Origin of the sequence: Shewanella carassii, assembly GCF_019670705.1 — a bacterium.
GTDB classification, from domain to species: Bacteria; Pseudomonadota; Gammaproteobacteria; order Enterobacterales; family Shewanellaceae; genus Shewanella; species Shewanella carassii.
Genome location: NZ_AP024618.1, coordinates 1,640,382 through 1,664,051 on the forward strand (window position 1 = coordinate 1,640,382; position 23,670 = coordinate 1,664,051).

Annotated in this window: 29 protein-coding genes; 20 read left to right on the top strand and 9 right to left on the bottom strand. The window is 52.2% G+C overall.

The genetic code is table 11. The features are described from left to right. Positions 1–14: 14 nt before the first annotated feature. The 6 genes from secD to K5621_RS07560 all read left to right on the top strand — a co-directional run bounded on the left by secD (position 15) and on the right by K5621_RS07560 (position 5,296). On the top strand, positions 15–1,865 hold the full coding sequence (secD, locus tag K5621_RS07535) for a protein translocase subunit SecD (RefSeq protein ID WP_221050835.1): 1,851 nt from the start codon (positions 15–17) through the stop codon (positions 1,863–1,865). A gap of 11 nt (positions 1,866–1,876) precedes the next feature. Beyond that, on the top strand, positions 1,877–2,824 hold the full coding sequence (secF, locus tag K5621_RS07540) for a protein translocase subunit SecF (protein ID WP_100142318.1): 948 nt from the start codon (positions 1,877–1,879) through the stop codon (positions 2,822–2,824). A gap of 250 nt (positions 2,825–3,074) precedes the next feature. Next, positions 3,075–3,392 (top strand): putative signal transducing protein, encoded by a 318-nt coding sequence (locus K5621_RS07545; protein ID WP_221050836.1) that lies wholly within the window; start codon positions 3,075–3,077, stop codon positions 3,390–3,392. A gap of 30 nt (positions 3,393–3,422) precedes the next feature. Next, the gene (locus K5621_RS07550; protein WP_100142320.1) at positions 3,423–3,782 is read left to right on the top strand and encodes a rhodanese-like domain-containing protein; all 360 of its coding nucleotides are present in this window, start codon (positions 3,423–3,425) and stop codon (positions 3,780–3,782) included. Then, positions 3,782–4,693 (top strand): precorrin-2 dehydrogenase/sirohydrochlorin ferrochelatase family protein, encoded by a 912-nt coding sequence (locus K5621_RS07555; protein WP_100142321.1) that lies wholly within the window; start codon positions 3,782–3,784, stop codon positions 4,691–4,693. The genes K5621_RS07550 and K5621_RS07555 overlap by 1 nt, the downstream gene beginning before the upstream one ends. A 54-nt stretch (positions 4,694–4,747) precedes the next feature. Then, positions 4,748–5,296, top strand: coding sequence for a YaeQ family protein (locus K5621_RS07560; RefSeq protein ID WP_221050837.1), 549 nt, complete (start codon positions 4,748–4,750; stop codon positions 5,294–5,296). 82 nt (positions 5,297–5,378) lie between these two features. Here K5621_RS07560 and K5621_RS07565 read toward each other — a convergent pair whose 3' ends face one another. From K5621_RS07565 to K5621_RS07575, 3 genes are all read right to left on the bottom strand, one after another. Further along, positions 5,379–6,821, bottom strand: a complete 1,443-nt coding sequence (locus K5621_RS07565) for a carbon starvation CstA family protein (RefSeq protein ID WP_100142323.1) — start codon at positions 6,819–6,821, stop codon at positions 5,379–5,381. A gap of 134 nt (positions 6,822–6,955) precedes the next feature. Further along, positions 6,956–7,666, bottom strand: coding sequence for a two-component system response regulator BtsR (gene btsR / locus K5621_RS07570; RefSeq protein WP_100142324.1), 711 nt, complete (start codon positions 7,664–7,666; stop codon positions 6,956–6,958). Then, positions 7,663–9,339, bottom strand: coding sequence for a sensor histidine kinase (locus tag K5621_RS07575; protein WP_221050838.1), 1,677 nt, complete (start codon positions 9,337–9,339; stop codon positions 7,663–7,665). The genes btsR and K5621_RS07575 overlap by 4 nt, the downstream gene beginning before the upstream one ends. Positions 9,340–9,460: 121 nt before the next feature. Here K5621_RS07575 and K5621_RS07580 point away from each other — a divergent pair, with 121 nt between their 5' ends. Next, positions 9,461–9,703 (top strand): YecH family metal-binding protein, encoded by a 243-nt coding sequence (locus K5621_RS07580; protein WP_100142326.1) that lies wholly within the window; start codon positions 9,461–9,463, stop codon positions 9,701–9,703. Here the strand turns inward: K5621_RS07580 and K5621_RS07585 are convergent. The 6 genes from K5621_RS07585 to suhB form a co-directional block, all read right to left on the bottom strand. Further along, a complete protein-coding gene (locus tag K5621_RS07585; protein WP_100142327.1) occupies positions 9,697–10,047 on the bottom strand; it encodes a replication protein RepA in 351 nt (116 codons plus the stop codon). The genes K5621_RS07580 and K5621_RS07585 overlap by 7 nt on opposite strands. After that, a complete protein-coding gene (locus tag K5621_RS07590) occupies positions 10,034–10,702 on the bottom strand; it encodes an AAA family ATPase (RefSeq protein WP_100142328.1) in 669 nt (222 codons plus the stop codon). Before K5621_RS07590 ends, K5621_RS07585 begins: the two co-directional genes overlap by 14 nt. Before the next feature lie 72 nt (positions 10,703–10,774). Continuing rightward, positions 10,775–11,077, bottom strand: a complete 303-nt coding sequence (locus K5621_RS07595; RefSeq protein ID WP_221050839.1) for a PilZ domain-containing protein — start codon at positions 11,075–11,077, stop codon at positions 10,775–10,777. Positions 11,078–11,340: 263 nt separating this feature from the next. Beyond that, a complete protein-coding gene (locus K5621_RS07600) occupies positions 11,341–11,745 on the bottom strand; it encodes a phosphate-starvation-inducible protein PsiE (protein WP_100142330.1) in 405 nt (134 codons plus the stop codon). 86 nt (positions 11,746–11,831) lie between these two features. Next, entirely contained in the window at positions 11,832–12,998 is a 1,167-nt protein-coding gene (locus tag K5621_RS07605; protein WP_221051149.1) for an NnrS family protein, read from the bottom strand. A 280-nt stretch (positions 12,999–13,278) separates the two neighbouring features. Next, entirely contained in the window at positions 13,279–14,079 is an 801-nt protein-coding gene (suhB, locus tag K5621_RS07610) for an inositol-1-monophosphatase (RefSeq protein WP_221050840.1), read from the bottom strand. 151 nt (positions 14,080–14,230) lie between these two features. Between suhB and trmJ the strand changes: the two genes are divergently transcribed. The 13 genes from trmJ to ndk all read left to right on the top strand — a co-directional run bounded on the left by trmJ (position 14,231) and on the right by ndk (position 23,582). Beyond that, entirely contained in the window at positions 14,231–14,959 is a 729-nt protein-coding gene (gene trmJ, locus K5621_RS07615) for a tRNA (cytosine(32)/uridine(32)-2'-O)-methyltransferase TrmJ (protein WP_221050841.1), read from the top strand. 14 nt (positions 14,960–14,973) lie between these two features. Further along, on the top strand, positions 14,974–15,795 hold the full coding sequence (cysE, locus tag K5621_RS07620) for a serine O-acetyltransferase (protein WP_100142334.1): 822 nt from the start codon (positions 14,974–14,976) through the stop codon (positions 15,793–15,795). Between the two features lie 199 nt (positions 15,796–15,994). Beyond that, positions 15,995–16,456 carry a Fe-S cluster assembly transcriptional regulator IscR gene (gene iscR / locus K5621_RS07625; RefSeq protein ID WP_100142630.1) on the top strand — a complete coding sequence of 154 codons (462 nt, stop codon included), beginning with the start codon at positions 15,995–15,997 and terminating at the stop codon, positions 16,454–16,456. 81 nt (positions 16,457–16,537) lie between these two features. Then, complete coding sequence (locus tag K5621_RS07630) at positions 16,538–17,752, top strand: IscS subfamily cysteine desulfurase (RefSeq protein ID WP_100142335.1); 1,215 nt, start codon at positions 16,538–16,540, stop codon at positions 17,750–17,752. A 32-nt stretch (positions 17,753–17,784) separates the two neighbouring features. Further along, the gene (gene iscU, locus K5621_RS07635) at positions 17,785–18,168 is read left to right on the top strand and encodes a Fe-S cluster assembly scaffold IscU (protein WP_039033841.1); all 384 of its coding nucleotides are present in this window, start codon (positions 17,785–17,787) and stop codon (positions 18,166–18,168) included. 14 nt (positions 18,169–18,182) lie between these two features. Continuing rightward, the gene (gene iscA, locus K5621_RS07640; RefSeq protein WP_100142336.1) at positions 18,183–18,506 is read left to right on the top strand and encodes an iron-sulfur cluster assembly protein IscA; all 324 of its coding nucleotides are present in this window, start codon (positions 18,183–18,185) and stop codon (positions 18,504–18,506) included. A gap of 24 nt (positions 18,507–18,530) precedes the next feature. Beyond that, entirely contained in the window at positions 18,531–19,055 is a 525-nt protein-coding gene (hscB, locus tag K5621_RS07645; RefSeq protein WP_100142337.1) for a co-chaperone HscB, read from the top strand. Between the two features lie 83 nt (positions 19,056–19,138). Further along, the gene (gene hscA / locus K5621_RS07650) at positions 19,139–21,001 is read left to right on the top strand and encodes a Fe-S protein assembly chaperone HscA (RefSeq protein ID WP_221050842.1); all 1,863 of its coding nucleotides are present in this window, start codon (positions 19,139–19,141) and stop codon (positions 20,999–21,001) included. An 8-nt stretch (positions 21,002–21,009) separates the two neighbouring features. After that, positions 21,010–21,345: an ISC system 2Fe-2S type ferredoxin gene (gene fdx / locus K5621_RS07655; protein ID WP_039033844.1), complete on the top strand. Its 336-nt coding sequence runs from the start codon at positions 21,010–21,012 to the stop codon at positions 21,343–21,345. Positions 21,346–21,562: 217 nt separating this feature from the next. Further along, on the top strand, positions 21,563–22,462 hold the full coding sequence (gene rimK, locus K5621_RS07660) for a 30S ribosomal protein S6--L-glutamate ligase (protein WP_100142339.1): 900 nt from the start codon (positions 21,563–21,565) through the stop codon (positions 22,460–22,462). 91 nt (positions 22,463–22,553) lie between these two features. Continuing rightward, a complete protein-coding gene (iscX, locus tag K5621_RS07665; RefSeq protein ID WP_100142340.1) occupies positions 22,554–22,751 on the top strand; it encodes a Fe-S cluster assembly protein IscX in 198 nt (65 codons plus the stop codon). Positions 22,752–22,856: 105 nt separating this feature from the next. Then, on the top strand, positions 22,857–23,024 hold the full coding sequence (locus K5621_RS07670) for a hypothetical protein (RefSeq protein WP_164489459.1): 168 nt from the start codon (positions 22,857–22,859) through the stop codon (positions 23,022–23,024). A gap of 126 nt (positions 23,025–23,150) precedes the next feature. Beyond that, positions 23,151–23,582: a nucleoside-diphosphate kinase gene (gene ndk / locus K5621_RS07675; RefSeq protein ID WP_025011497.1), complete on the top strand. Its 432-nt coding sequence runs from the start codon at positions 23,151–23,153 to the stop codon at positions 23,580–23,582. Positions 23,583–23,670: the final 88 nt, after the last annotated feature.

Consider the following 23,670-nt stretch of genomic DNA (forward strand, 5'->3'; position numbering starts at 1 on the left):
AAGGGGGCTGAGGCGTGTTAAATAAGTATCCTTTATGGAAGAACCTGATGGTGATCATTATCATCGCCATCGGGGCTTTCTATGCCGTGCCTAACCTTTTTGGTGAGGATCACGCGGTACAAGTGGTGGGCACCCGCGGTGCGGATGTGACTGTCACTACCCAGACACAAGTTAACGACTTGCTGCAAAGCAAGGGGATAGGTGTCAAGCGTTCCGAGTTGGAAAACGGTCAATTGCTCGTCAGAGTCAACAATGCCGAACAGCAGTTGTTGGCCAAAGAAGCGATAGCCGAAGCCTTGGGTGACAAGTTCAGCGTGGCGTTGAACCTAGCACCGGCAACACCGGCTTGGCTCGAGTCTCTCGGTGGTTCACCGATGAAACTGGGCCTCGACCTTCGTGGTGGTGTGCACTTCCTGATGGAAGTGGACATGAGCGAAGCTATTCGTAAGATGGAAGAAGCCAAGATCGCCGATTTCCGCAGTCAGCTGCGAGAAGAGGGGATCCGCTACTCGGGTGTTAAGGCTACGGCTAAAGGCATAGAGATCAAGTTTCGCGATGCCGAGAACCTGGCCAAGGCCGAGAGTTTCCTGAAGAGTCGCTCCAACGACATGGTGTTCAGCGATGCCAGCGAGGGCAATAACTTTGTCCTGATGGCGACTATGAGCGAAGTCTACCTCAAACAAGTGAAAGAAGACGCTCTGTCGCAGAACATCACCACTATCCGTAACCGGGTGAACGAACTTGGGGTTGCTGAACCCGTAGTACAGCGTCAAGGCGCCGAGCGCATTATCGTTGAACTGCCTGGGGTACAGGATACGGCTCGCGCCAAAGAGATCCTCGGGGCGACCGCTTCCATTGAATTCCATATGGTCGATGAGAAAGCCGACATGAACGCGGCGCAATCGGGACGGGTGCCACCCGGCTCCGAGGTGTATCCACGTCGTGAAGGCGGTATTGCCGTATTGAAGAAAGAAGTGATGCTGACCGGTGATCATATTACCGGTGCTCAGCCAAGCTTCGACCAATACAGCCGGCCTCAGGTGAGTATCAGCCTGGACGCCAAGGGCGGGAATATCTTTTCCAACGTGACCAAAGACAACATCGGCAAGCCGATGGCGACCCTGTTCATCGAGTATAAGGACAGTGGTAAGCGTAACCCTGACGGCAGCGTGAAGATGGATAAGATAGAGGAAGTCATCTCTGTCGCGACCATTCAAGCCCGCCTCGGCCGTAACTTTGTTATCACGGGGCTGTCTCACGGTGAAGCCCAGAACCTGGCGCTGCTGCTGCGCGCCGGTGCGCTGATAGCCCCTGTATCCATAGTGGAAGAACGTACCATAGGCCCAAGCCTGGGTGCCGAAAACATTGAAAATGGTATGCAGGCAATGCTCTGGGGCATGGCTGTGGTATTGATCTTCATGCTGATCTACTACCGTGCCTTTGGGGTTATTGCCAACCTGGCGCTGTGTGCCAACTTGATCATGGTCGTGGGTGTGATGTCGATGATCCCGGGCGCGGTGCTGACGCTGCCGGGTATTGCCGGTATGGTGCTGACTGTGGGTATGGCGGTGGATGGCAACGTGCTTATCTACGAGCGTATCCGCGAAGAGCTTCGCGCAGGTCGCAGTGTTCAGCAGGCTATTCATGAAGGTTATGGCAACGCGTTCTCTACTATTGCCGATGCCAACATTACCACCTTCATCACCGCACTTATCCTGTTCGCAGTGGGCAGCGGCGCCATTAAAGGCTTTGCCGTGACCCTGATGATAGGTATCGCGACATCCATGTTTACCGCTATTGTTGGTACCCGGGCGATTGTAAATGCCATGTGGGGCGGCAAGCGCGTGAAGAAACTGTCGATCTGAGGAAGCTGATTATGTTGCAGATTTTATCAATTAAAGGCTCTATCAACTTCCTGCGTCATGCTCTGCCCATCAGTATTATGTCGGCAGTGCTGGTCGTAGCTTCCCTGGCTTCCCTGGCAACCAAGGGGATCAACTGGGGACTGGATTTCACCGGTGGCACCTCTGTCATCATGGAATTCAGCAAACCCGCTAACCTGGACGAGCTGCGTCTTGCCTTGAACACAGACCTGACTTCAGGCGCCGTGGTACAGAACTTCGGCTCCAGCCGCGATGTGGTAGTGCGCCTGCAGGTGCGAGAAGGTATCAAGAGTGACCTTCAGGTCAAGGAAGTCTTCGCCGCTGCGGCCAAGCAAGACCCGGCTGTGCAGCAAAAGAGTGTAGAGTTTGTCGGCCCTCAGGTCGGTAAGGAATTGGCAGAGCAGGGCGGCCTGGCGGTACTGGTTGCGCTTATCTGTATTCTTATCTACGTCTCTTTCCGGTTCGAGTGGCGTCTGGCCATGGGCTCGGTTGCCGCATTGGCACACGACGTGATAGTGACGTTAGGCTTGTTCTCCTTCCTGCAGTTGGAGTTCGACCTGACGGTACTGGCAGGCTTGCTGACCGTGGTGGGTTACTCGCTCAACGATACTATCGTGGTGTTTGACCGTATCCGAGAGAACTTCCTCAAGATGCGTAAGGCAACACCTGTGGAAGTGGTGAATACCTCAATCACCCAGACCATGAGCCGTACCATTATCACTACCGGAACCACGCTTATTACTGTGGTAGCGCTGTTTCTCAAAGGCGGCACCTTGATCCACGGCTTTGCCACGGCATTGCTGATGGGGATTTTGGTGGGTACTTACTCCTCCATCTATGTGGCGAGTTTCCTGGCAATTAAGCTCGGGATCAATCGCGAGCATATGATGCCGGTGGAAGTAGAGAAAGAAGGCGCCGATCAGCCCTCGCTGATGCCCTGATAAACCCAAGTTGAGAAAGCCACCTGCGGGTGGCTTTTTTGTGTCTTTACCTAGAAAAAAGCCAACAAAATCGGGATAGGCTTCTGGGTTTTTAACTCAGTTTCGCGGCATTGTTATCAAAAAGTAAATTCACTTGATGCTGTCACTCGACAGTCCAGGCGTTTATCAGTAGCATGGGCAGCGGATCCTTCCACAGGATCCATTCCTTAATTTCTCTGCTGCGGCAGAGCCTAAAGTTGTAGGAAGAAACATGGAAGAACGAAAAGTCATGGTAGCTGGTGGTAATCTGCTGCAGGCTCATACCTGGAAGGGGATGCTTGAGACCTCAGGATTGAGGGTCGAACTGCGTGGTGAAGCTCTGCTGGGCGGTGTGGGAGAGTTGCCGGTTGATATGCAAACCGTTGAACTTTGGGTCCCGGAATCTCAGCGGGAGCAGGCTCAATTACAGCTGGCCAGTCTCAATGCCGATAGACCCCAGTGGCAGTGCCTGCAATGTCATGAATTCAATGATGCCAGTTTTGATCTCTGTTGGCAGTGCAGCGCCGAACGCAGTGAGTGCCATAATTAAGCTATCGATGGCACATTCGGAGAGTGGCAAATGACAAACAGTCTTGATTTTATGGCCTTGGTCGAACAGGCAAGAGGCCAGGTTCGTGAGTTGAGCATTGAAGAGTATCAGCAGGATGACAGTTGGCAGCTCATCGATGTACGTGAGGATCATGAGTGGCTTAAAGATCGTCTGCCGCTGGCCAAACACTTGTCCCGCGGCATACTGGAGCGTGATATTGCCAAGCGATTTCCGGACAATTCCGCCGCGCTGTTACTCTATAGTGGCGGTGGGCAACGCGCCTTATTGGCAGCACTGAGCCTGCAACAGCTGGGATACCGAAATGTGGCCTCCCTTGCCGGCGGTTATCGCGCCTGGTGTGCCCACGAACTGCCTTTGGTACAGGATTAATGCAATATTTTCCCCTTTTTGTTGATACATCACGGATAAGAGTGCTGCTGGTCGGTGGCGGTGAAGTGGCCAGCCGCAAACTGGATCTCTTGGCCAGAACCCAAGCCGAAATTCACGTTGTGGCGCCCAAGGTGAGTGCCGAGGTGGAAGCCTATGCGGCCAGTGGCCGAATTTGGCTGTCGCGTCGATGCGCAGAGGAGCGGGATCTTGCCGAGCGAGAGCTGGTTTATCTGGCTACTGCTGACAGTCATCTGAACCAAACCCTAGCGGCCAAGGCGCGCGAGTTTGGTGTATGGGTCAATGTGGTCGATACCCCATCCGAGTGTGATTTTATCACGCCCTCCATCGTCGATAGAGGGCGACTGGTAATGGCTATCAGCACAGCAGGCGCCGCGCCTGTGTTTGCAAGAGACTTGCGAGCCAAACTCGAAACTCTGCTGCCGCCAAGCCTCAGCCCTTTGCTGGATTTTATCGCCGAGCACAGAGAGGAGGTGCAGCAGCGCCTGCCTTCGGTGGATGCCCGGCGGCGCTTCTGGGAGCATTTCTTTAAGCTCAATGGTGACAGGTTTGACGCCAGCACCCGGGAGAGTTTCGAGCTGAGTTTTGCCTCAGGTGAAGCCCAAGGGGAGTTACTGCTGTTGGCAGATGATTGCCATCTGCAGTTGTTGCCACTGGCCGCGATGCCTATGCTGCAGCGGATAGACAGCCTGATAACAGATGCTGCCCCAACGGCTGAGTTACTGGAGCTTATCCGCCGGGACGCGTCACGCACAGCACCCATGGCAGACAGTGGCCTGTTGGCATCCTATCAAGCCGGTATGCGGATGCTGCGTCTGGCCGACGCAAACGAAGTCGCCAGGCTCAAGGCGGCATTCCCATTCGCCAAACATTTGCGCCCCGGCGCTATTTAAACCTTTATTTCCTTATTGAGGCTGCATCTACCTCCTTATCACAGAGACGTTATCATGGCCTTGAAGGCGAGTATTTTTAAAGTTCAGCTCAGTATTGCTGATATGGATCGGCATTATTATCAGGATCATCAGCTGACCATTGCCCAGCATCCGTCGGAAACCGACGAGCGTATGATGGTGCGCTTGCTGGCCTTTGCGCTCAATGCCACTGACAGTTTGGTCTTCAGCAAGGGCTTGTGTGTCGATGATGAGCCTGAACTTTGGGATCGCGAGCTTAACGGTGATATTCGTTTGTGGGTCGAGTTTGGCCAGAGCGATGAAAAATGGCTGCGCAAGGCCAGCGGCCGCGCCGATGAAGTGCAGCTGTTTGCCTATGGTGGCCGTAGCGTACCTGTATGGTGGCACCAGAATCAGCATGCCTTTAACCGTTATGCCAACCTCAAGGTGTGGGAGATACCCGAAGAGCAAGTGAAGGAGATGGCGCAGTTGGTCAGCCGCTCAATGAAACTGGGCTGCAATATCAGCGACGGGATTATTTACCTGAGCAGCGATAGTGCCAGTGTGATGGTGGAGCCCAAGGTGTTGAAGCCCTTGGCGTTGTGATTGTTTCGGTTGCTGTGAGTTGTTTTAAATAACAAGAGCCGCCTCAAAAGGGCGGCTCTTGGGTTATGCAGGTTTCCTGAGCTTAACCCTCTTCGGGGAGCACCTCATCGACCTCGTTACGACCCTTGGTCTTTATTATCACCAGGGCGGTTACCAGCAGGGTCACCACTATGCCGCTGATGGTGGAGACTGTCATTGGCAGACCTGCGCCCAGGGTAGTGGAGTTGAGCAGGAAGCTTATCACTACCGTGGTCATAAACATCGCCGGAATGGTACAGATCCAGTGCAGCTTGTTGTGACGTAGCAGGTAGGCTGAGGCGGTCCACAACATCATCACCGCGGTGGCTTGGTTGGCGACCCCGAAGTAGCGCCAAATTACACCGAAGTCCACCTGGGTCAGTATGGCCCCTATGATGAACAGCGGAATTGCCAACATCAGTCGCTTGGGCAGCTCTGTCTGAGGCATATTGAAGTACTCAGACAAGATCAGCCTGGCAGAGCGGAAGGCGGTATCGCCGGAGGTAATAGGCAGAATGATGACCCCAAGCACTGCCATAAAGCCACCTACAGCACCCAGAAGACCGGTTGAGGCGCTGTAAACCACGTTGGCAGGGTTGCCGTCCATGCCGGCTTTCAGACCTTCTACGCCATCGAAGAAAGACAGTGCCACGGCACACCAGATAAGGGCGATGATACCTTCACCTATCATGGCGCCGTAGAACACGAAGCGGCCATTGGATTCATTTTCAACACAGCGGGCCATCAAGGGAGACTGAGTTGCATGGAAACCGGAAACGGCACCACAGGCGATGGTGATGAAGAGTGCTGGCCACAATGGGGCATCGTTAGGGTTCAGGTTTTGTAGGAAGTCACCGGCTTCAAAGCCCGGCAACAGAGTATGTTCACTGGACAAGATGATGGCTATGGTCAAACCGACAGACATGAACAGCAGCAAGGCGCCGAAGAAGGGATAGAGGCGACCGATAATTTTGTCTACCGGTACTATGGTGGCAATCAGGTAGTAAACGAAGATGATGCCAACAAACAGGCCGACGCTGCCGCCGGTAAGCTTACCGAGCAAACCGGCTGGAGCCGAGATAAACACCACACCCACCAACAACAGCAGTATGATGGCGAAGATGTTCATAAAGTTTTTGGCACCTTTGCCAAGGTATTTACCCGCCAGGTTAGGTACTGACTGACCGCCGTTACGCACCGACAGCATGCCGGAGAAGTAATCGTGCACAGCACCGGCAAAGATACAGCCGATCACAATCCACAGCATGGCCGCAGGGCCGTATAGCGCCCCCAGTATAGGGCCGAAGATAGGACCCACACCGGCTATGTTCAGCAGTTGGATCAGATAAACTTTACCCTTGGACATGGGCACATAGTCCACGCCATCGGTTTGGGCATAAGCAGGTGTTTGTCTTTTATCATTAATACCGAATACTTTCTCGACAAAAGCGCCGTAGATGAAGTAACCGCCGATCAACAGACCGACGCACAGCAAAAACCACATCATAGTTGTTATCTCCCCGATTTGAGTTGACGCAATTGTAAACACTTTGGTTACAGGTCCCAGCGGGATCTGGGTCAGCGGTCAAAAGCCGGGGGTGAGCGGTTATCTATGGTGTTGAGCGGTTATGTATTTGTGCGCTACTGGTAACCAAACAGTTGTTTCAATGGTTTAAGAAAGCGCCTAGATACCGGCAGCTTGGCGCCGCTGCGGGTGGTGACCTCGGCGCCTGTCTCCAGTAGTTCTATCTCGGCGATAGCCTTGGGGGCTACCAAATATTGGCGATGGCATCTGAGCAACGGAGTTTTTTCTTCCAGCAGCTTCAGCGTCAGTTGGGTATGAACCTTCTCCCTGGCAGTTGCCACATGTACCCCGCCGAGATCGCTGAAGACAAATTCCACCTCGGCGACAGGGACCACCTTGAGACGGTTGCCGCTAAAGCAGGGTAGGTGTTCTAGCTGTTGTGGTGCTATGGCCGAAAATGATTGAGGTTTGAGATCCCGGCGCAGTTTGTCCAGGGTTTGGTTGAGGCGCTTCTCATCCAAGGGTTTGAGCAGATAGTCGAAGGCATGGTTATCAAAGGCCTTGACGGCAAATTCATCGTAGGCGGTAACAAACACCACTCTGGGCATATTGTCGGGATCCAACATGGCGATAAGCTCCATACCGCTGATCCTCGGCATCTGAATATCCAGAAACAGTAACTGGGGTTTGAGTTTGGCTATCGCCTGCATGGCCTCAATGGCGTTGCCACATTGGCCGAGAATTTCAATGTCGCCGGCTTGAAGCAGTAGTTCGGCCAACTCTTCACGGGCAAAAGGTTCGTCATCGACAATAAGACAAGTAATCACAGGGCTGTTTCCGTTATGGGTAAATGTATGCTGACTCGAGTGTAACTGTCGCGTTGGCATTCGACACTGACACCGTAATCTGTGCCGAAGAGATTCTGTATTCTTTTGTGCACCAGGTTCATCCCCAGGCCATCGGATTCCTCGGCGGGTTGATATAGCCCGGCGTTGTCTGTGACTTCCAGTATGAGTCTGTCATCGGTGCGGCGGCCTTCTACCTGAATACGGCCTGTGTCTATCAGATGCGAAGTGCCATGTTTGACTGCGTTTTCTATGATGGGTTGCAAAGTAAAGGCCGGTACCCTGATGGCTAGCAGCGACTCGGGAATGGCGATATCTACCTCGAGCTTATCAATGAAGCGGGCCTTTTCTATGGTGAGATAGGCTTCGATATGCTCAAGCTCATCTCCTAGGGTGACTAGGCCGGCAGTACGCTTGAGGTTAATTCGCAAAAACTGACTCAGCTGTTGCAGCAAGGTCCTGGCCATGGGCGGATCGCGGCGAATGATAGCCCCTATGGTATTGAGCGCGTTGAATAGAAAATGTGGGTTGACCTGAGCTTGCAACAGCTTGAGCTCCGCCTGGGTCAGCAAGTTTTGCTGCTGCTCGAAACGGCCGTAGAGAATCTGGTTCGACAGCAGGCGGGCGATCCCTTCTCCCAGAGTACGGTTGATATTGAGAAACAGCTTGTTCTTGGGTTCATACAGCTTGATGGTCCCTATGACCTCGTTGTCGCTACGAAGTGGGATCACCAAACTTGAACCCAGTTTACAACTGGGAGAGATGGAGCAGGCATAGGGAACCTCTACTCCGTCGGCAAACATCACCTTATTCTGTTTAATAGCATCTAGGGTGATTTGGGACGATATCAAGGTGCCGGGCAAGTGGTGATCGGCACCTATGCCGATAAAGGCCAGGAGCTTTTCCCTATCTGTGATGGCCACGGCGCCGACATTGGTTTCCTCTATGACTATCTTGGCGACCTGGGTGCTGGTTTCCTCATTGAAGCCTGAGCTCAAGAGCCCCACACTGCGCTCGGCGATTTTCAGCGCCTTGGTAGAGAAACTGGACGAGAGCTTATCGAACATGGTTTTTTGATCCCGTACCATGCTCATAAACAGCGCCGCACCTATGGAGTTGACCAGCAACATGGGCGGAGCTATCTGGCGCACCAGTTCCCAGGCTTCATCAAAGGGCTCGGCCAGCAACAGGATAATGCTCATCTGCATCATCTCGGCATAAAAGGTGATAAGACACACTAGGATGGGGTTGAATACCAATTCGGCCTTGCCCTGACGGCGCAGATAATAGCTGATCATCCCGGCCGAAAAACCTTCCAAGGTGGTGGAAACCGCACAGGCCAGATCGGTAAAACCACCCAAGCTATACCTGTGCAATCCTCCTGTTAGGCCGACCAGCAAACCTGTGGTTGGGCCGCCGAGAAGGCCTCCTAATACGGCGCCCATCGCGCGGGTATTGGCGATGGCGCCATTAGTCTGCTCACCGAAATAGGTAGCCATGATACAAAAACCAGAAAACACCAGATAAAGAAAGATCTTATGGGGCAGTCGGGTCGATGCTTCGGTAAACAGCTTGAACAAAGGGGTCTTGCTGACCAGATAAACGATCACCAAATACAGGCTCATCTGTTGTGTCAGCAATAAAATAAGGGACATGAAAACTCCTCTTGCACAAGCAAACCATCGCCATAATGACAAACAAGTTGCGCAAAATCAGGGAATGCGACTGCAAAATCCGTTAAAAATCGGCAGCGACTCATTATTTTGTGGAGGATACATGAATTCATCGATACATGGCCATCAGGTGCTGCAGCTGCTGCTGGAACAAACGGCTCCCATTAAGCGGGACAAACTCATGGCAATGATGCAGGATCGTTTTGGTAAAGATGCCCGTTACCATACCTGCAGCACCGAAGGGATGGATGCCGAGGCTTTGCTTAACTTTCTGGCGACCAAGGGTAAATTTATCGAATCAGCTCAGGGGCTGAGCACTCTTGAGAGTAAGATCTGCCGTCATTGAGTCTCATCTGCCTCGTCTCTGGCTATCATTTCGGTCTGGGCCTTTTCGCTCAGGTTATGAAAGTCGCGAATGAAGATCCTCAGTAGCCTGGACTTGGCAATGCCTGTCTTACGGGCGATGCTGTCCAGTTGGCTGATACTGACTTCGGTGAGGGTAAAAGTGGCATGACGATAGAGACGGGTAGATTTTTTGTCCAGACCGGCACCAGACTTGGATGAGGTGCTCCCGGCTAACTTGCTGGGTTTACCGTGAGCATAGTTGTTGGCGTCTTCGATAAAGTCATCGACAGAGACCTTCTTGGCCTTGGGTTTGATCTTTTTTCGTTTGAGATCAGTTAAGCTCATAAGAGTTTTCCGGCGGAATGGCTAGCAGCTCATCGGCAATATTGCGAATTTCCTCGGCGGCTTTCCCATCGGGTTCAATTTCGATGACCGAGGAGCCTTTTTCTTCACTGTCATCGTAGATGTTACGGCTGAAGGTGACCGAGTCGAGTACCCTCAAACCGAATGATTTTACTACATCTTTAGCTTCCAGAATGCGTTTGAACTGCGAGGGCAGGGCCGGGCATTGAGTCAGCACAATTGTTGCCACCATCTTGGGATTGACCATCTTACAGGTGCTGAGCATATCTTCCATATGCGGCAAGGTTTTCAAATCGCGCCGCTTGGGCCTTAAGGGGATCACCACATAGCTGGCAACCGACATGGCGGCGCGCATTGCCAAGTTATCCTGGCCGCCACAGTCGACTATCACATAGTCGAAGCGTTCATCCAGACTCAGGAGATCGTTGCGGATCTTGCCGTAGAGCTGAATACAGTTGATGGCCGGCAGGGAAGGATCATTGTTGCGGGCCTGGATCCAGTCGGATGTGGTGCGCTGAGGGTCGCAGTCGACCATCAATACATTGGCCTGATATTTCTGGGTAATGTGTACAGCCAAATTCTGGGCCAGGCAGCTCTTGCCACTACCCCCTTTTTCCCCACCTACGAGCAGTATCATGAATTTTCTCCCCGTGTCCTCGGTACTTATGTCGAATTAAAGTATAGAACACCCCGGATACCACGTCGGAGTCTAGATAAGTTGCATAGCGATGTGAAAACTCTTTGGATGACTCTCGCTGCAACGACATACCTGTCCCTTGATGGTGTTTTGGGCATCGGTTCCGGCATGAAAGGTCACAGATACCAGTTCTCCCAAGGTAAAGGGCTGACTGTATTCGAATAAAATTCCCCGTCTGGAAAGATCGATACAGATACCATCGTCATTGTGCTCATTGCCCGCTTTATCCAACCAATGAAGCCGGATCCGCTCGGCCTCCAGATCGACCCTCAGTGAGCCGCGTCTCTCGATAACATCATCCAGATTTTCATCCATGTCGATCCCCTTCAGTTCAATGGATAGCCTGCAATTACCTCATTACTGATCGCGCCTACTTTACTCAGAGCGGTATGCGGTGACAGCTCAAGGTCGGTGCCCAAAACCCCAAGTATTGCCGCATCTTTTCTTACTCGCAGAGTGAACCCGCTCTCAATGCGCAGTGAGGTAAGTGTTTTAAAAATAGCATAGATTTGGTGATAGTTACGGTTGCTTGGTTAAAGCAAATAAAACTGAGCCCGGCAGTTGCCGGGCTCATGGGGTCAGTTGTCATATTCCTGATTCTTGGGATAGGGCATTTTCAACTGCCCCCAGCGGATCACTATCACGGTTGCCGCCAGTACTAGGGTCGAGATTGAGATGGCGACTATGCGCCAATCTTCCATCGCTTTCATATCCAAAATAAGGTAACGGGCCAGGGCTACAATCGCGATATAGAGTGGCATACGCACAGGCAACTTGCCGGACTCGGCATAATTAGCCACCATGGCCAGCACTTCCAGATAGATAAACAGTAGCAGTAGATCGGCAAGAGCCACCGCGCCCATCTTGAAGATATGCACTATTTCTTGACCAATGGCGACGACAGTGGCTATGGCAATAACAAACAAGACCAGATGTTCGACGGCTTTAAGGCTCTTAGAGCCGTAATTGCGATACAGTTCCATGAAAACTCCCTGAAATCATTTCCTAAAATAGTATCAGCAAATTTACTGGCTGCCGCGAAATCTATGTGACAGCTTTCACAGAACCTTTAACCGGGGCGACCATCCAGTCTTGGGCGGCAAAGGATGGGGGCATAAAGCAGAATAAAAGTGGCAAATGCGACTAGCCAGCAGAAAATCGCGCCCATCAGCAAGATTTGGCTTGCCTGAGGCACAATGGCTGCCGCGACCCGCAAGGTTGCAGCCAGCAGCATTAAGCCAAAGGCGGGGATCATCGGCCAGGCTATTTGTAGCGGTCTGCCGGAATGCCCTAATGATACCCTCGCCATCATAGCCAGGATCATTCCCCCCATGCCGCCAACCGTCAGAGCATGAAATCCCAGCATCATCTGGCCACTGACACCGATAATCAGCAGTCCGAGCGGAATAAACAAATAACTTAAATGCAATGACCACAACAGTGGAACTTTGAGACTGGCACGCCAGCCCCAACGTGTCCAGCGTAGCAGCAATGAGACACCTGCCAGCAAGGCCAGTACTTGTGTTAGCCAAGGGTAGGGTAAAAACAAACTGATCAGCATCAGGGGTAAGGAGGCGAAGCTGAGCGCTTCGAGTACAGGGCTTGGCGCCCCGCGCTTGAAATCTGTGGCGCGTTCGGTAAAGAAGGGGATCACCCTGCCACCCAGCAGGGCCACTAGAATAACGATCAACAACGCTGCGGCCTGCAGTGCCTTTTGTGCCAACCCTGGCTGTTCAAGGCCGAGATAAGAGAGGACGTTGGCGCCGAAGAGCAACAGCAGCAGTGGTACAAACACCAGGTTACGCCACTGTTTGACTCGAATGACGGCTAAACCGAGCAGTAGTGCCGTGATCGGGAAGAAGGCCAAATCCAGCAGCATGACCCAGGTAAAAGGGGCTATGCCGGCATCGAGCAAGAGTAGTCTGGGAGCCAACCATAGACACCAGAGCAGTAGCAATGGCCAGCCTTTGACACCTGGGATACCGGTCCAGTTTTGCACTGCTGTTAACAAAAAGCCCGCGATAACGGCACCGGTGAAGCCGAACAGCATTTCGTGACCATGCCACCACAGAGGATTGGCGTGGGGCGTCAGTGGTAGTTGACCATTGAGCAAGGCTCCCCAGAGTAAGAGTGACAACAAGCCAAACAGGCTGGCGCCGAGAAAAAACGGCCTGAAGCCCAAACGAAAGAGCGCCAACGGAAACTGCTTGTTGGCCGGTTCATCGATGTTGAGGATGCCGCCCCGGGGGGGACGAGTGCCGGATTTGCTCATAGTCTTGCCTTGATACCCAAACAAAATACTCGGGTATTTTAAGGTGCAATATTAATGCATGTAAATATATCCAAAGAGTTATCTGTTTGAGCTGATAGGGATCAACTGGGGCATTCTTGAATACTCGGGCTTAACTCGATAGACATTACCGGAGGGAGAGTGGTTTTATCTGCACGAGCACCAGGCATAAAAAAACCGCCATTTGGCGGTTTTCTCTATTTATTTAAGCACCTTGCTTAATAACTTATTTCAGTGCTTCACTCAATAGAGGGCGAAAGCGCTTGACCAAAAGGCTGGTGGCTTTAGGCGCACCGGCAACGATATGGCCAGAGAGCAGGTAGTTGTGGCCACCACTGAAGTCGGTCACTGTACCACCGGCTTCACGAACAATCAGATCGCCGGCGGCGATATCCCAAGGCTTGAGGCCCAGTTCGAAGAAGGCGTCTACACGACCGGCGGCCACATAGGCCAGATCCAGTGCAGCAGAGCCTGCACGGCGCAAATCGGCACAGACAGAGAAGGTTTCTGTGAACAGCTTCATATAGGTTTCAGTATACTGACGAGCCTTGAAGGGGAAACCTGTGGCCACCAGGCTGCTATTCAAGTCATTGACATTGTTTACCCGGATACGGAAGTCATTCAACTTGGCCCCTTTACCACGAACGGCACTGAACAGTTCATCGCGAACGGGATCATAAACAACGGCAACTTCAGTCTTGCCCTTGTACTGCATGGCGATGGATACGGCGAAGTGAGGGAGGCCTTTAACGAAGTTATTGGTGCCATCCAGAGGATCAACAATCCACAGATAATCTTTGTTGGTACCGCGGTTTTCACCATTTTCCTCTCCCACTATGCTGTGGTCAGGATAGGATTTGCGGATCTGATAGATAATTGCTGCTTCTGCTTCCTTGTCTACACTGGTCACAAAATCGTTGACACCTTTGGCATCGACTTCAATACGGTCGAGTTCGGTGTAGGCACGCATAATAGTTTGGCCCGCAGCGCGAGCAGCGCGCACGGCAATAGTCAGCATCGGATGCATTGCAATCCCCTGGATGTTAAAGAACGGATGAAAAATTCGGCGCAGATTATACCCGAGTTGACGCTGATATCAAATGGCGATTTTTCTATAAGCAAAAATATATGCCTGTGGTACCATCCTTCCCCTGTTTTTTACTTTTTTAAGTTGTTCCATGCTTTCCAATATTCGTGTCGTTCTGGTTGGGACTACTCATCCCGGAAATATAGGTTCTGTGGCCAGGGCCATGAAAACAATGGGATTGTCTAACCTTTATCTGGCGGAGCCTAAAGTTGAGCCGGACGGCCAATCTATTGCACTCGCCGCCGGCGCCTCCGACATTCTTAAACATCTGGTCAAAGTCGATAGCCTGGAAGAGGCGATTAAAGATTGCAGCTTGGTGATTGCCACCAGTGCCCGCAGTCGCACTCTCGACTGGCCTGTGCTCGAACCCTGTGAAGCAGGCAGCAAATTAGCACTCGAGAGCGGCCAAGGGCCAGTCGCCATTGTCTTTGGCCGTGAAAGTCATGGCTTGAGTAACGAAGAGTTACAGAAATGCCACTATCATGTGTGTATCCCCGCCAACCCTGAATACAGCTCACTCAACCTGGCTCAGGCGGTGCAGCTAATCTGTTATGAGACGCGAGTGGCATGGCTGGAAAAACATCAGCAAACCGAACAGGAGCTGGTTGAGTACCCTTCGAGTGAAGACCACGAGCGTTTCTTTGAACATTTGGAACGGACGTTGCAAAAGACCGGCTTTATTATCAAGAATCATCCGGGACAAGTGATGATCAAGCTGCGGCGCCTGTTTACTCGGGCCAGAATCGAAACGCAGGAGATGAATATACTGCGCGGGATCCTGACATCGATAGAAAAAAAGGTCGACAGTAAAGAAGAGTAATCTGAGGAATCAAGATGGGTGTGATAGCCAGGTTGAAAGAGGATATAGAGTCCATTTACCACAGGGATCCTGCTGCACGAAGTGCGCTGGAGATATTACTCAATTACCCGGGAATGCAAGCCATTTGGATGCACCGCATCAGCCATAGACTGTGGAAGGCCAAATGGTGTTTTTTGGCGCGCTGTCTTTCGACCTTTTCCCGCTGGTTTACCGGAGTGGAAATACATCCGGGCGCAACCATAGGTCGGCGTTTCTTTATCGACCATGGCATGGGGGTTGTGATCGGTGAAACGGCCGAGATTGGTGACGATTGCACTCTTTATCACGGCGTGACTCTGGGGGGGACCACCTGGCAAGCCGGGAAGCGTCACCCGACCTTGGGTAATCATGTGGTGATCGGTGCCGGTGCCAAGGTGCTGGGTCCTATCACTATGCATGATGGTGCCCGAGTGGGTTCCAACTCTGTAGTGGTTAAAGATGTGCCCAAAGATACCACGGTTGTGGGGATCCCTGGCCGGGCCGTCACCGTTGCATCGGCTCAATCCAAAGAAACCAGTGCCCGCCGCAGTGCCATGGCCAAGAAGTACGGTTTTGATGCCTACGCCGTGTCACCGGATAACCCAGATCCAGTAGCCAATGCCATAGGCCAGATGTTGGATCATATGCATCTGATGGACTCCAAAGTACAGGAAGTCTGTCAGGCTATAGAAAAAATGGGTGGTAACGTCTGCACTGAACGTCTGCCCGAATTGGATGTGGGCGAGTTCAGTGATGCTGAAACTGCAGCGGCGGAAAAGCGCCAACAAGCAATGGATGAGTTTGATCCCATTATCTGATACTTGATGGCTTATTTGTGGGCTTTGGCCATTGAATAATAGTGGTGAAAAAGGTTAAATACCCCACTAAGCAGGCTGGGTATTCAACCTGATTTCAGAGCTACTAATACCCGAGTAAATAAGTAGGATTTATACTTGACTGAATTGCTCGGGTATGTTGAAATTCCCACATACCTGTTTGGGAGCCGTGGTCGCTTTTATGAAATTAACATCCAAGGGTCGCTACGCAGTGACAGCCATGCTCGACGTGGCCATACATTCGGCGCAGGGGCCGGTACCGCTGGCAGATATTTCCGAACGCCAGGGGATTTCCCTTTCCTACCTAGAACAACTCTTTGCCAAACTGAGAAAGCAGGGCCTCGTCGCGAGTGTGCGCGGTCCAGGTGGTGGCTATCGCCTCGGACTGGAAGCCAGTGATATCTCGGTGGGCATGGTGGTACATGCGGTGGATGAATCCGTCGATGCCACTCGTTGCCAGGGACATGGAAACTGTCAGAGCGGTACCCGTTGTCTGACGCATTCGCTCTGGGGTGACCTGAGCAAACAGATTTCTGATTTTTTAAACGGTATCAGTCTTGCTGCACTCATGCAGAAACGGGATGTACAGTTCATTTCGGTAAAGCAAGACCAGATGCAGCAGGAGCAGAGAGTCAGTGCGTGAGCTGATCCTCTGGTGGATATAAAAACGAATAATGTACGTTGTATGTAGCCTCGGCCGAGACTGCGAAGTACGGAGTGTGTAATGAAGCTTCCTATCTATTTGGATTATGCCGCAACAACGCCTGTAGACCCCCGGGTTGCAGACAAAATGGTACAGTACATGACAATGGACGGTGTATTCGGTAACCCCGCATCCCGTTCACACCGTTACGGCTGGCAGGCCGAAGAAGCGGTGGATATCGCCCGTAACCAAGTCGCGGAACTGATCAATGCCGATCCCCGTGAAATTGTGTTTACCTCAGGCGCCACCGAGTCCGACAACCTGGCTATTAAAGGTGTTGCCCACTTCTATCAGAAGAAGGGCAAGCACATCATCACCAGCAAGACTGAGCACAAGGCCGTACTGGATACCTGCCGTCAGCTGGAGCGTGAAGGTTTCGAGGTCACTTACCTGGAGCCTTCGGCCAACGGTATTATCCCCATGGAACGCCTGGAAGCGGCTATGCGCGACGACACCATTCTTGTCAGCATTATGCATGTCAACAACGAGATAGGTGTGATCCACGATATCGATGCCATCGGCGAACTTTGCCGCAGCAAAGGCATCATCTTCCACGTGGATGCTGCCCAGAGTGCCGGTAAACTGCCTATCGATATTCAAAAGACCAAGGTCGACCTCATGTCTATCTCGGGTCACAAGATGTATGGCCCCAAAGGCATAGGTGCCCTGTATGTACGCCGTAAGCCTCGTATTCGTCTGGAAGCCCAGATGCATGGCGGTGGTCATGAGCGTGGTATGCGCAGCGGCACCCTGGCGACACACCAAATTGTGGGTATGGGTGAAGCGGCAGCCATTGCCAAAGCCGATATGGAAAAAGATAACGAACGTATTCGCTATCTACGCGACAAGCTGTGGAACGGTATCAAAGATATCGAAGAAACCTATCTCAATGGCGATATGGAGCAGCGTGCCTGCGGCAGCTTGAACGTCAGCTTTAACTATGTAGAAGGCGAGTCGCTGATGATGGCGCTCAAGGACTTGGCCGTATCTTCCGGCTCGGCCTGTACTTCTGCCAGTCTTGAGCCCAGCTATGTGCTGCGTGCCTTGGGACTGAATGACGAGATGGCGCACAGCTCAATCCGTTTCTCCATCGGTCGTTTCACTTCCGAGGAAGAGATCGACTACGCAATCGAAACCATTAAAAACTCTATTGGCAAACTGAGAGAAATGTCACCACTTTGGGAAATGTTCAAAGATGGTGTGGACCTCAACCAGGTGCAGTGGGCACACCACTGATCCCCGCGGATAGATGAATTTGGAGCAGTATCATGGCTTACAGTGAAAAAGTGATAGATCATTACGAGAACCCGCGTAACGTAGGTTCTTTCGACAAGAACGACCCATCCGTAGTAACCGGTATGGTGGGGGCGCCCGCCTGTGGTGACGTGATGAAACTGCAACTCAAGATTGACGAGCAGGGCATCATTGAAGACGCTCGCTTCAAGACTTACGGCTGTGGCAGCGCTATCGCCTCTAGCTCTTTGGTGACCGAATGGGTTAAAGGCAAGTCCATCGAGGAAGCGGCCGCCATCAAGAACACGGATATTGCAGAAGAGCTGGCTTTGCCACCTGTGAAGATCCACTGTTCGATTCTGGCCGAAGACGCCATCAAGGCGGCTCTGGAAGAGTACAAGTCCAAGCAAGCTAAATAACGCCAGGAGTTAAGATGGCTATTACTATGACGCCTGCAGCTGCCGAGCGTGTTCGTGCCTTCCTGAGCAACAGAGGAAAGGGCATAGGTTTGCGCTTGGGGCTCAAGACTTCAGGCTGTAGCGGGATGGCTTACGTTCTGGAATTTGTCGATGAACTCAATGAAGATGATGAGGTTTACACCATTGATGGTGTCAACATCATCATAGATGCCAAGAGCTTCATCTATCTTCAGGGGATCGAGCTGGACTTTGTCAAGGAAGGACTCAACGAAGGCTTTAAATTCAATAACCCTAATGCCAAAGGTGAGTGTGGTTGCGGTGAGAGCTTCACGGTTTGAGTTTCACCGCCGCCTTGAGAGTATATGAATTATTTCGAGCTGTTTGATTTAACTCCCTCCTTTGATGTGGACACCGCCGAGCTTGCCAGTCGCTATCGCGATCTGCAGCGGGCGGTGCATCCCGACAAGTTTGCCAACGCCAGTGAACAGCAAAAGCTGTTGGCCATTTCCCGCACTGCCCAGATCAACGACGCCTTTCAGACCCTGAAAGATCCTATCCGTCGAGCCGAACATATGTTGGCGCTCAAAGGTGTAGATATCAGTCACGAAACCACTACGGTTAAAGACACCGCCTTTTTGATGCAGCAGATGGAATGGCGTGAAGCGCTGGAGGAGATAGGCCAGAGTGGCGATGCCCAGAGTGATATCGATGAACTCGATGTTTCATTCGTGGCTTATCGTAAGCAGGTGACAGAGTTGCTGCGCAACCAACTTCACAGTTCCACAGAGGCCGATGTAATTGCCGCGGCAGATCAAGTCCGTAAGTTGAAGTTTATGGCAAAATTGCAGGATGAACTGCAGCGGGCCCAGGATGCGCTGTTCGACTAAATCCGTTTTCGGCCTTCAAGCATATTCCTACGGTTGGCTCAATTTCTGATTGGGCCAACTTTTTAAACACAAGATGGAAGACTATGGCACTTTTGCAGATTGCTGAACCCGGCCAAATGGCCGCTCCTCATCAACACAGATTAGCCGCCGGGATAGACTTGGGTACCACCAACTCCCTGGTTGCAGCGGTTCGCAGCGGCGAGACTAGCACACTGGCCGACGAGCAAGGTCGGCATTCATTGCCATCTGTGGTGCACTATGGCGAACAGGGCGTCCGAGTAGGTCACGATGCCCTGGCCGATTCGGCCAAGGATCCTGAAAACACCATAGTGTCGGTGAAGCGTTTCATGGGCCGCTCTTTAGCCGATGTACAAAGCGGCGAGCAAGCTTTTCCCTATCAGTTTGAGGCCAGTGAAAACGGCCTGCCATTGTTTGTGACCCGCGCCGGTAAAATAAATCCGGTTCAGGTGTCTGCCGAGGTTTTGCGCCCCTTGATTGCCCGCGCCGAGTCCACTCTGGGTGGACCATTGGAAGGCGTGGTTATCACAGTGCCAGCTTATTTTGATGATGCCCAGCGTCAGGGAACCAAAGATGCGGCAGCCTTACTTGGTATCAAGGTCTTACGCCTGCTCAATGAGCCGACGGCGGCCGCCATCGCCTATGGCCTGGACTCGGGTCAGGAAGGCGTTATTGCCGTCTATGATTTGGGTGGCGGCACCTTTGATATTTCTATTTTGCGTCTCAACCGCGGCGTATTTGAAGTCTTGGCGACCGGCGGCGACTCGCGCCTGGGTGGTGATGACTTTGATGAACTGCTGCAAGGCTTACTGCGTGAACGCATGGCGCTGGAGTCGCTTTCCAGCCAGGAAGCGCGGCAGTTGCTGATGGAAGCCCGGCGGGTAAAAGAGGCGTTGACCGATAGCGACAGCACTATTGCTAAGCTGACACTGCAAGACGGCAGTGAGCGTGAAGCCGAGGTGAGTCGCAGTGAGTTTGACCAGTTGATCAACACACTGGTGAAGAAAACCATTCAAGGTTGCCGCAAGGCTTTGCGTGACGCCGGAGTGGATGCCGACGAGGTACTGGAAACCGTGATGGTTGGAGGCTCCACCCGGGTGCCTCTGGTGCGGGAAATGGTTGGTGATTTCTTTGGTAAGACGCCGCTGACATCGATTGACCCGGATCGCGTGGTCGCTATAGGTGCTGCGGTACAGGCCGATATCCTGGTGGGTAACAAGCCTGACTCGGATCTCTTGCTGCTGGATGTGATCCCGCTGTCGCTCGGCATTGAAACCATGGGCGGTTTGGTGGAGAAGGTGATCCCGCGCAATACCACCATTCCGGTGGCCAGAGCCCAGGAATTCACCACCTTCAAAGACGGTCAGAGCGCCATGGCGTTTCATGTGGTGCAAGGTGAACGCGAGCTGGTGGCCGATTGCCGCTCTCTGGCGCGCTTTACCCTCAAGGGCATTCCACCATTGGCCGCCGGCGCTGCGCATATTCGGGTGACCTTCCAGGTCGATGCCGATGGCTTGCTCAGTGTCACTGCTATGGAGAAGTCTACCGGGGTGCAATCCAGCATCCAGGTTAAACCTTCCTTCGGCCTGAGTGATACTGAAATTGCTGGAATGCTTAAAGACTCGATGCAGAATGCCAAAGAGGATATTGAGCTGAGAATGCTCACCGAGCAACGAGTGGAAGCGGCCAGAGTACTGGAATCGCTGCACTCGGCGCTGGCGAAAGATGGCGAACTGCTCAGCCAGGAGGAACGCGCTCTGGTTGACCGCGCCATGGCTGACTTGAATGAAACTGCTGCCAATGGTGATGTTGATGCCATCAAGGCGGCGATAGAAGCGGTGGATGCGCAGACCCAGGAGTTTGCCGCCAGACGCATGGACAATTCGATTCGGGCCGCACTGAAGGGTCAGTCGGTCGATAACATATAGGTGAGACTATGCCACAGATAGTATTTTTGCCCCATGAAGAACTGTGTCCAGAAGGCGCCGTGGTGGAGGCAGAGGTGGGTGAATCCATTTTGGATGTCGCGCTGAAAAACGGCATCAACATAGAGCATGCCTGCGAGAAATCCTGTGCCTGTACCACCTGCCATGTGATAGTGCGTGAAGGTTTCGATGATCTCGAGCCCAGCGATGATCTGGAAGACGACATGCTGGACAAGGCCTGGGGCCTGGAACCAGAAAGCCGTCTGTCTTGTCAGGCCAAGGTGGTTGAAACCGATATGGTGGTGGAAATCCCTAAATACACGGTCAACATGGTCAGTGAAGGCTAGAGAAGGTTAGAACAAGTCCTTGTGGCCTTCTCTTTTGTAGAGAGTAGCTGGCACAGCAATGGGCGTTCAAGGCACCTTCCCTAAGTGCTGACATCTTTTGAAAACCGGTCCCAAGAGGCCGGTTTTTTTATTGCTATGCTTGGCATGCAGAGATTGATTTCCAACACGGCAGGCGTATGATGCGCTGTCTTTTTCACTCTTCGGGATACTGACCGGGATGCAGATTGCAATTTTGTCACAGAACAAAACCTTATATTCCACACGCCGCTTGGTGGAGGCCGCCCAAGAACGGGGTTATCAGGTGCAGGTGATCAATCCGCTGGAATGTTACATGAATATCAGCATGCAGCAGTCCAGTATCCATATAGGGGGCGTTGAATTGCCGCCCTTCGATGCGGTGATCCCGAGGATCGGCGCTGGCATTACCTTCTACGGCACGGCTGTAGTGCGTCAGTTCGAAATGATGTCGACCTATACACTCAATAGCTCCATGGGGATCTCTCGCTCGAGGGATAAGCTGCGTTCCATGCAGTTACTGTCCCGCAAAGGCATAGGACTGCCAGTGACAGGTTTTGCCAATAAGCCCAGCGATATTCCGGATCTTATCGATATGGTCGGTGGCGCTCCCTTAGTGATTAAACTCTTGGAAGGTACTCAAGGTATAGGGGTGGTACTGGCCGAAACCCGCAAGGCGGCCGAGAGCGTGATTGAGGCCTTTATGGGCCTTAAGGCCAACATCATGGTGCAGGAATATATCAAAGAGGCTCAAGGAGCCGATATCCGCTGTTTTGTCCTTGGTGACAAGGTAATTGCTGCCATGAAACGCCAGGCTCTGCCGGGAGAGTTTCGCTCCAACCTGCACCGGGGGGGCACTGCAACCCTGGTAAAGTTGTCTCCGGAGGAGCGTTCAATCGCGGTGCGCGCCGCTAAAACCATGGGGTTGAATGTTGCCGGTGTGGATATTTTACGCTCCAATCATGGGCCCGTGGTGATGGAGGTCAATTCTTCACCGGGGCTAGAGGGTATTGAAGCCGCTACCGGCAAAGATGTTGCCGGCGCCATCATCGAGTTTATTGCTAAGCAGCGGCACAAGGGGAAGGCGCCCAGTGAAGCCTGATTTCGGCAATGGAAAGTGTTAATCAATGCTATAAAGCCCTCTTCTGCAGCGCTATACTCAAAGTCAATTCTTATCTGATGCAGGAGTAACCATGGGACTCAAGTGGATAGATTCATTGGACTTGGCTTTGGAGCTGCTGGAAGCACATCCCGATGTGGATCCACAGCAACTGCATTTTCCTGAGCTTTACGAGTGGATATTGGCGTTGGAAGCCTTCGATGATGATCCCAAACACTGCAGCGAAAAAATCCTCGAAGCCGTGCAACAATGTTGGATAGAGGAAAAGTAGCGCCCGCTGGCTGAAAGCTGATCTCGGTCAAATTATCACCATCAGGAGTCAACTATATTTATCCGGTTAATAAATTGTTGATCCCTGATTTTCTGGAGGTGAGTCATGACACGTATTTTCGCCTGTAGTTTTGGATTATTTGCCCCGGCCGTGCTTGCGCATTCAGGACACGGTGGCATAGGTCTTTTTCATCATTTCCCGCCATTTATGCCTTTGTTGCTGTTGTTTATTTGTCTTGGCGCCGGCTATTTGTGGCTCAAGCATAGGCACTGAACCGAGAATCACCTGGCTTGTATCACAGCTTTTACTGACGGGCTTATGAGATAAGATTAGGATTTGACGCGATTATTTCGTATAATCCGCGCGAATTTTTAAACTCGCTGATTAAGGAATCTAGTCATGGCGATCGAACGTACTTTTTCTATCATTAAGCCTGATGCGGTAGCCAAGAACCACATCGGTGCTATCTACAACCGTTTTGAAACTGCCGGCCTGAAAATTGTTGCCGCCAAAATGGTTCACCTGACCAAAGAACAAGCCGAAGGTTTCTACGCTGAGCACAGCGAGCGTCCTTTCTTTGGTGCTCTGGTTTCTTTCATGACTTCTGGTCCTATCATGGTTCAAGTTCTGGAAGGTGAAAACGCCGTTCTGGCTAACCGCGAAATCATGGGTGCGACCAACCCAGCTGAAGCTGCCCGCGGTACTCTGCGCGCTGACTTCGCTGACAGCATCGATGAGAACGCTGTTCACGGCTCTGATGCTCTGGCATCTGCCGAGCGCGAAATCGCTTACTTCTTTGCTGCCGATGAGCTGTGCCCTCGCACTCGCTAATTAACAGTCAATAGATAAAAAGGAGCCTTATGGCTCCTTTTTTGTTTGGCTTTTGTGAGAAGTGAAATTTTATCCGGATCACATTTTC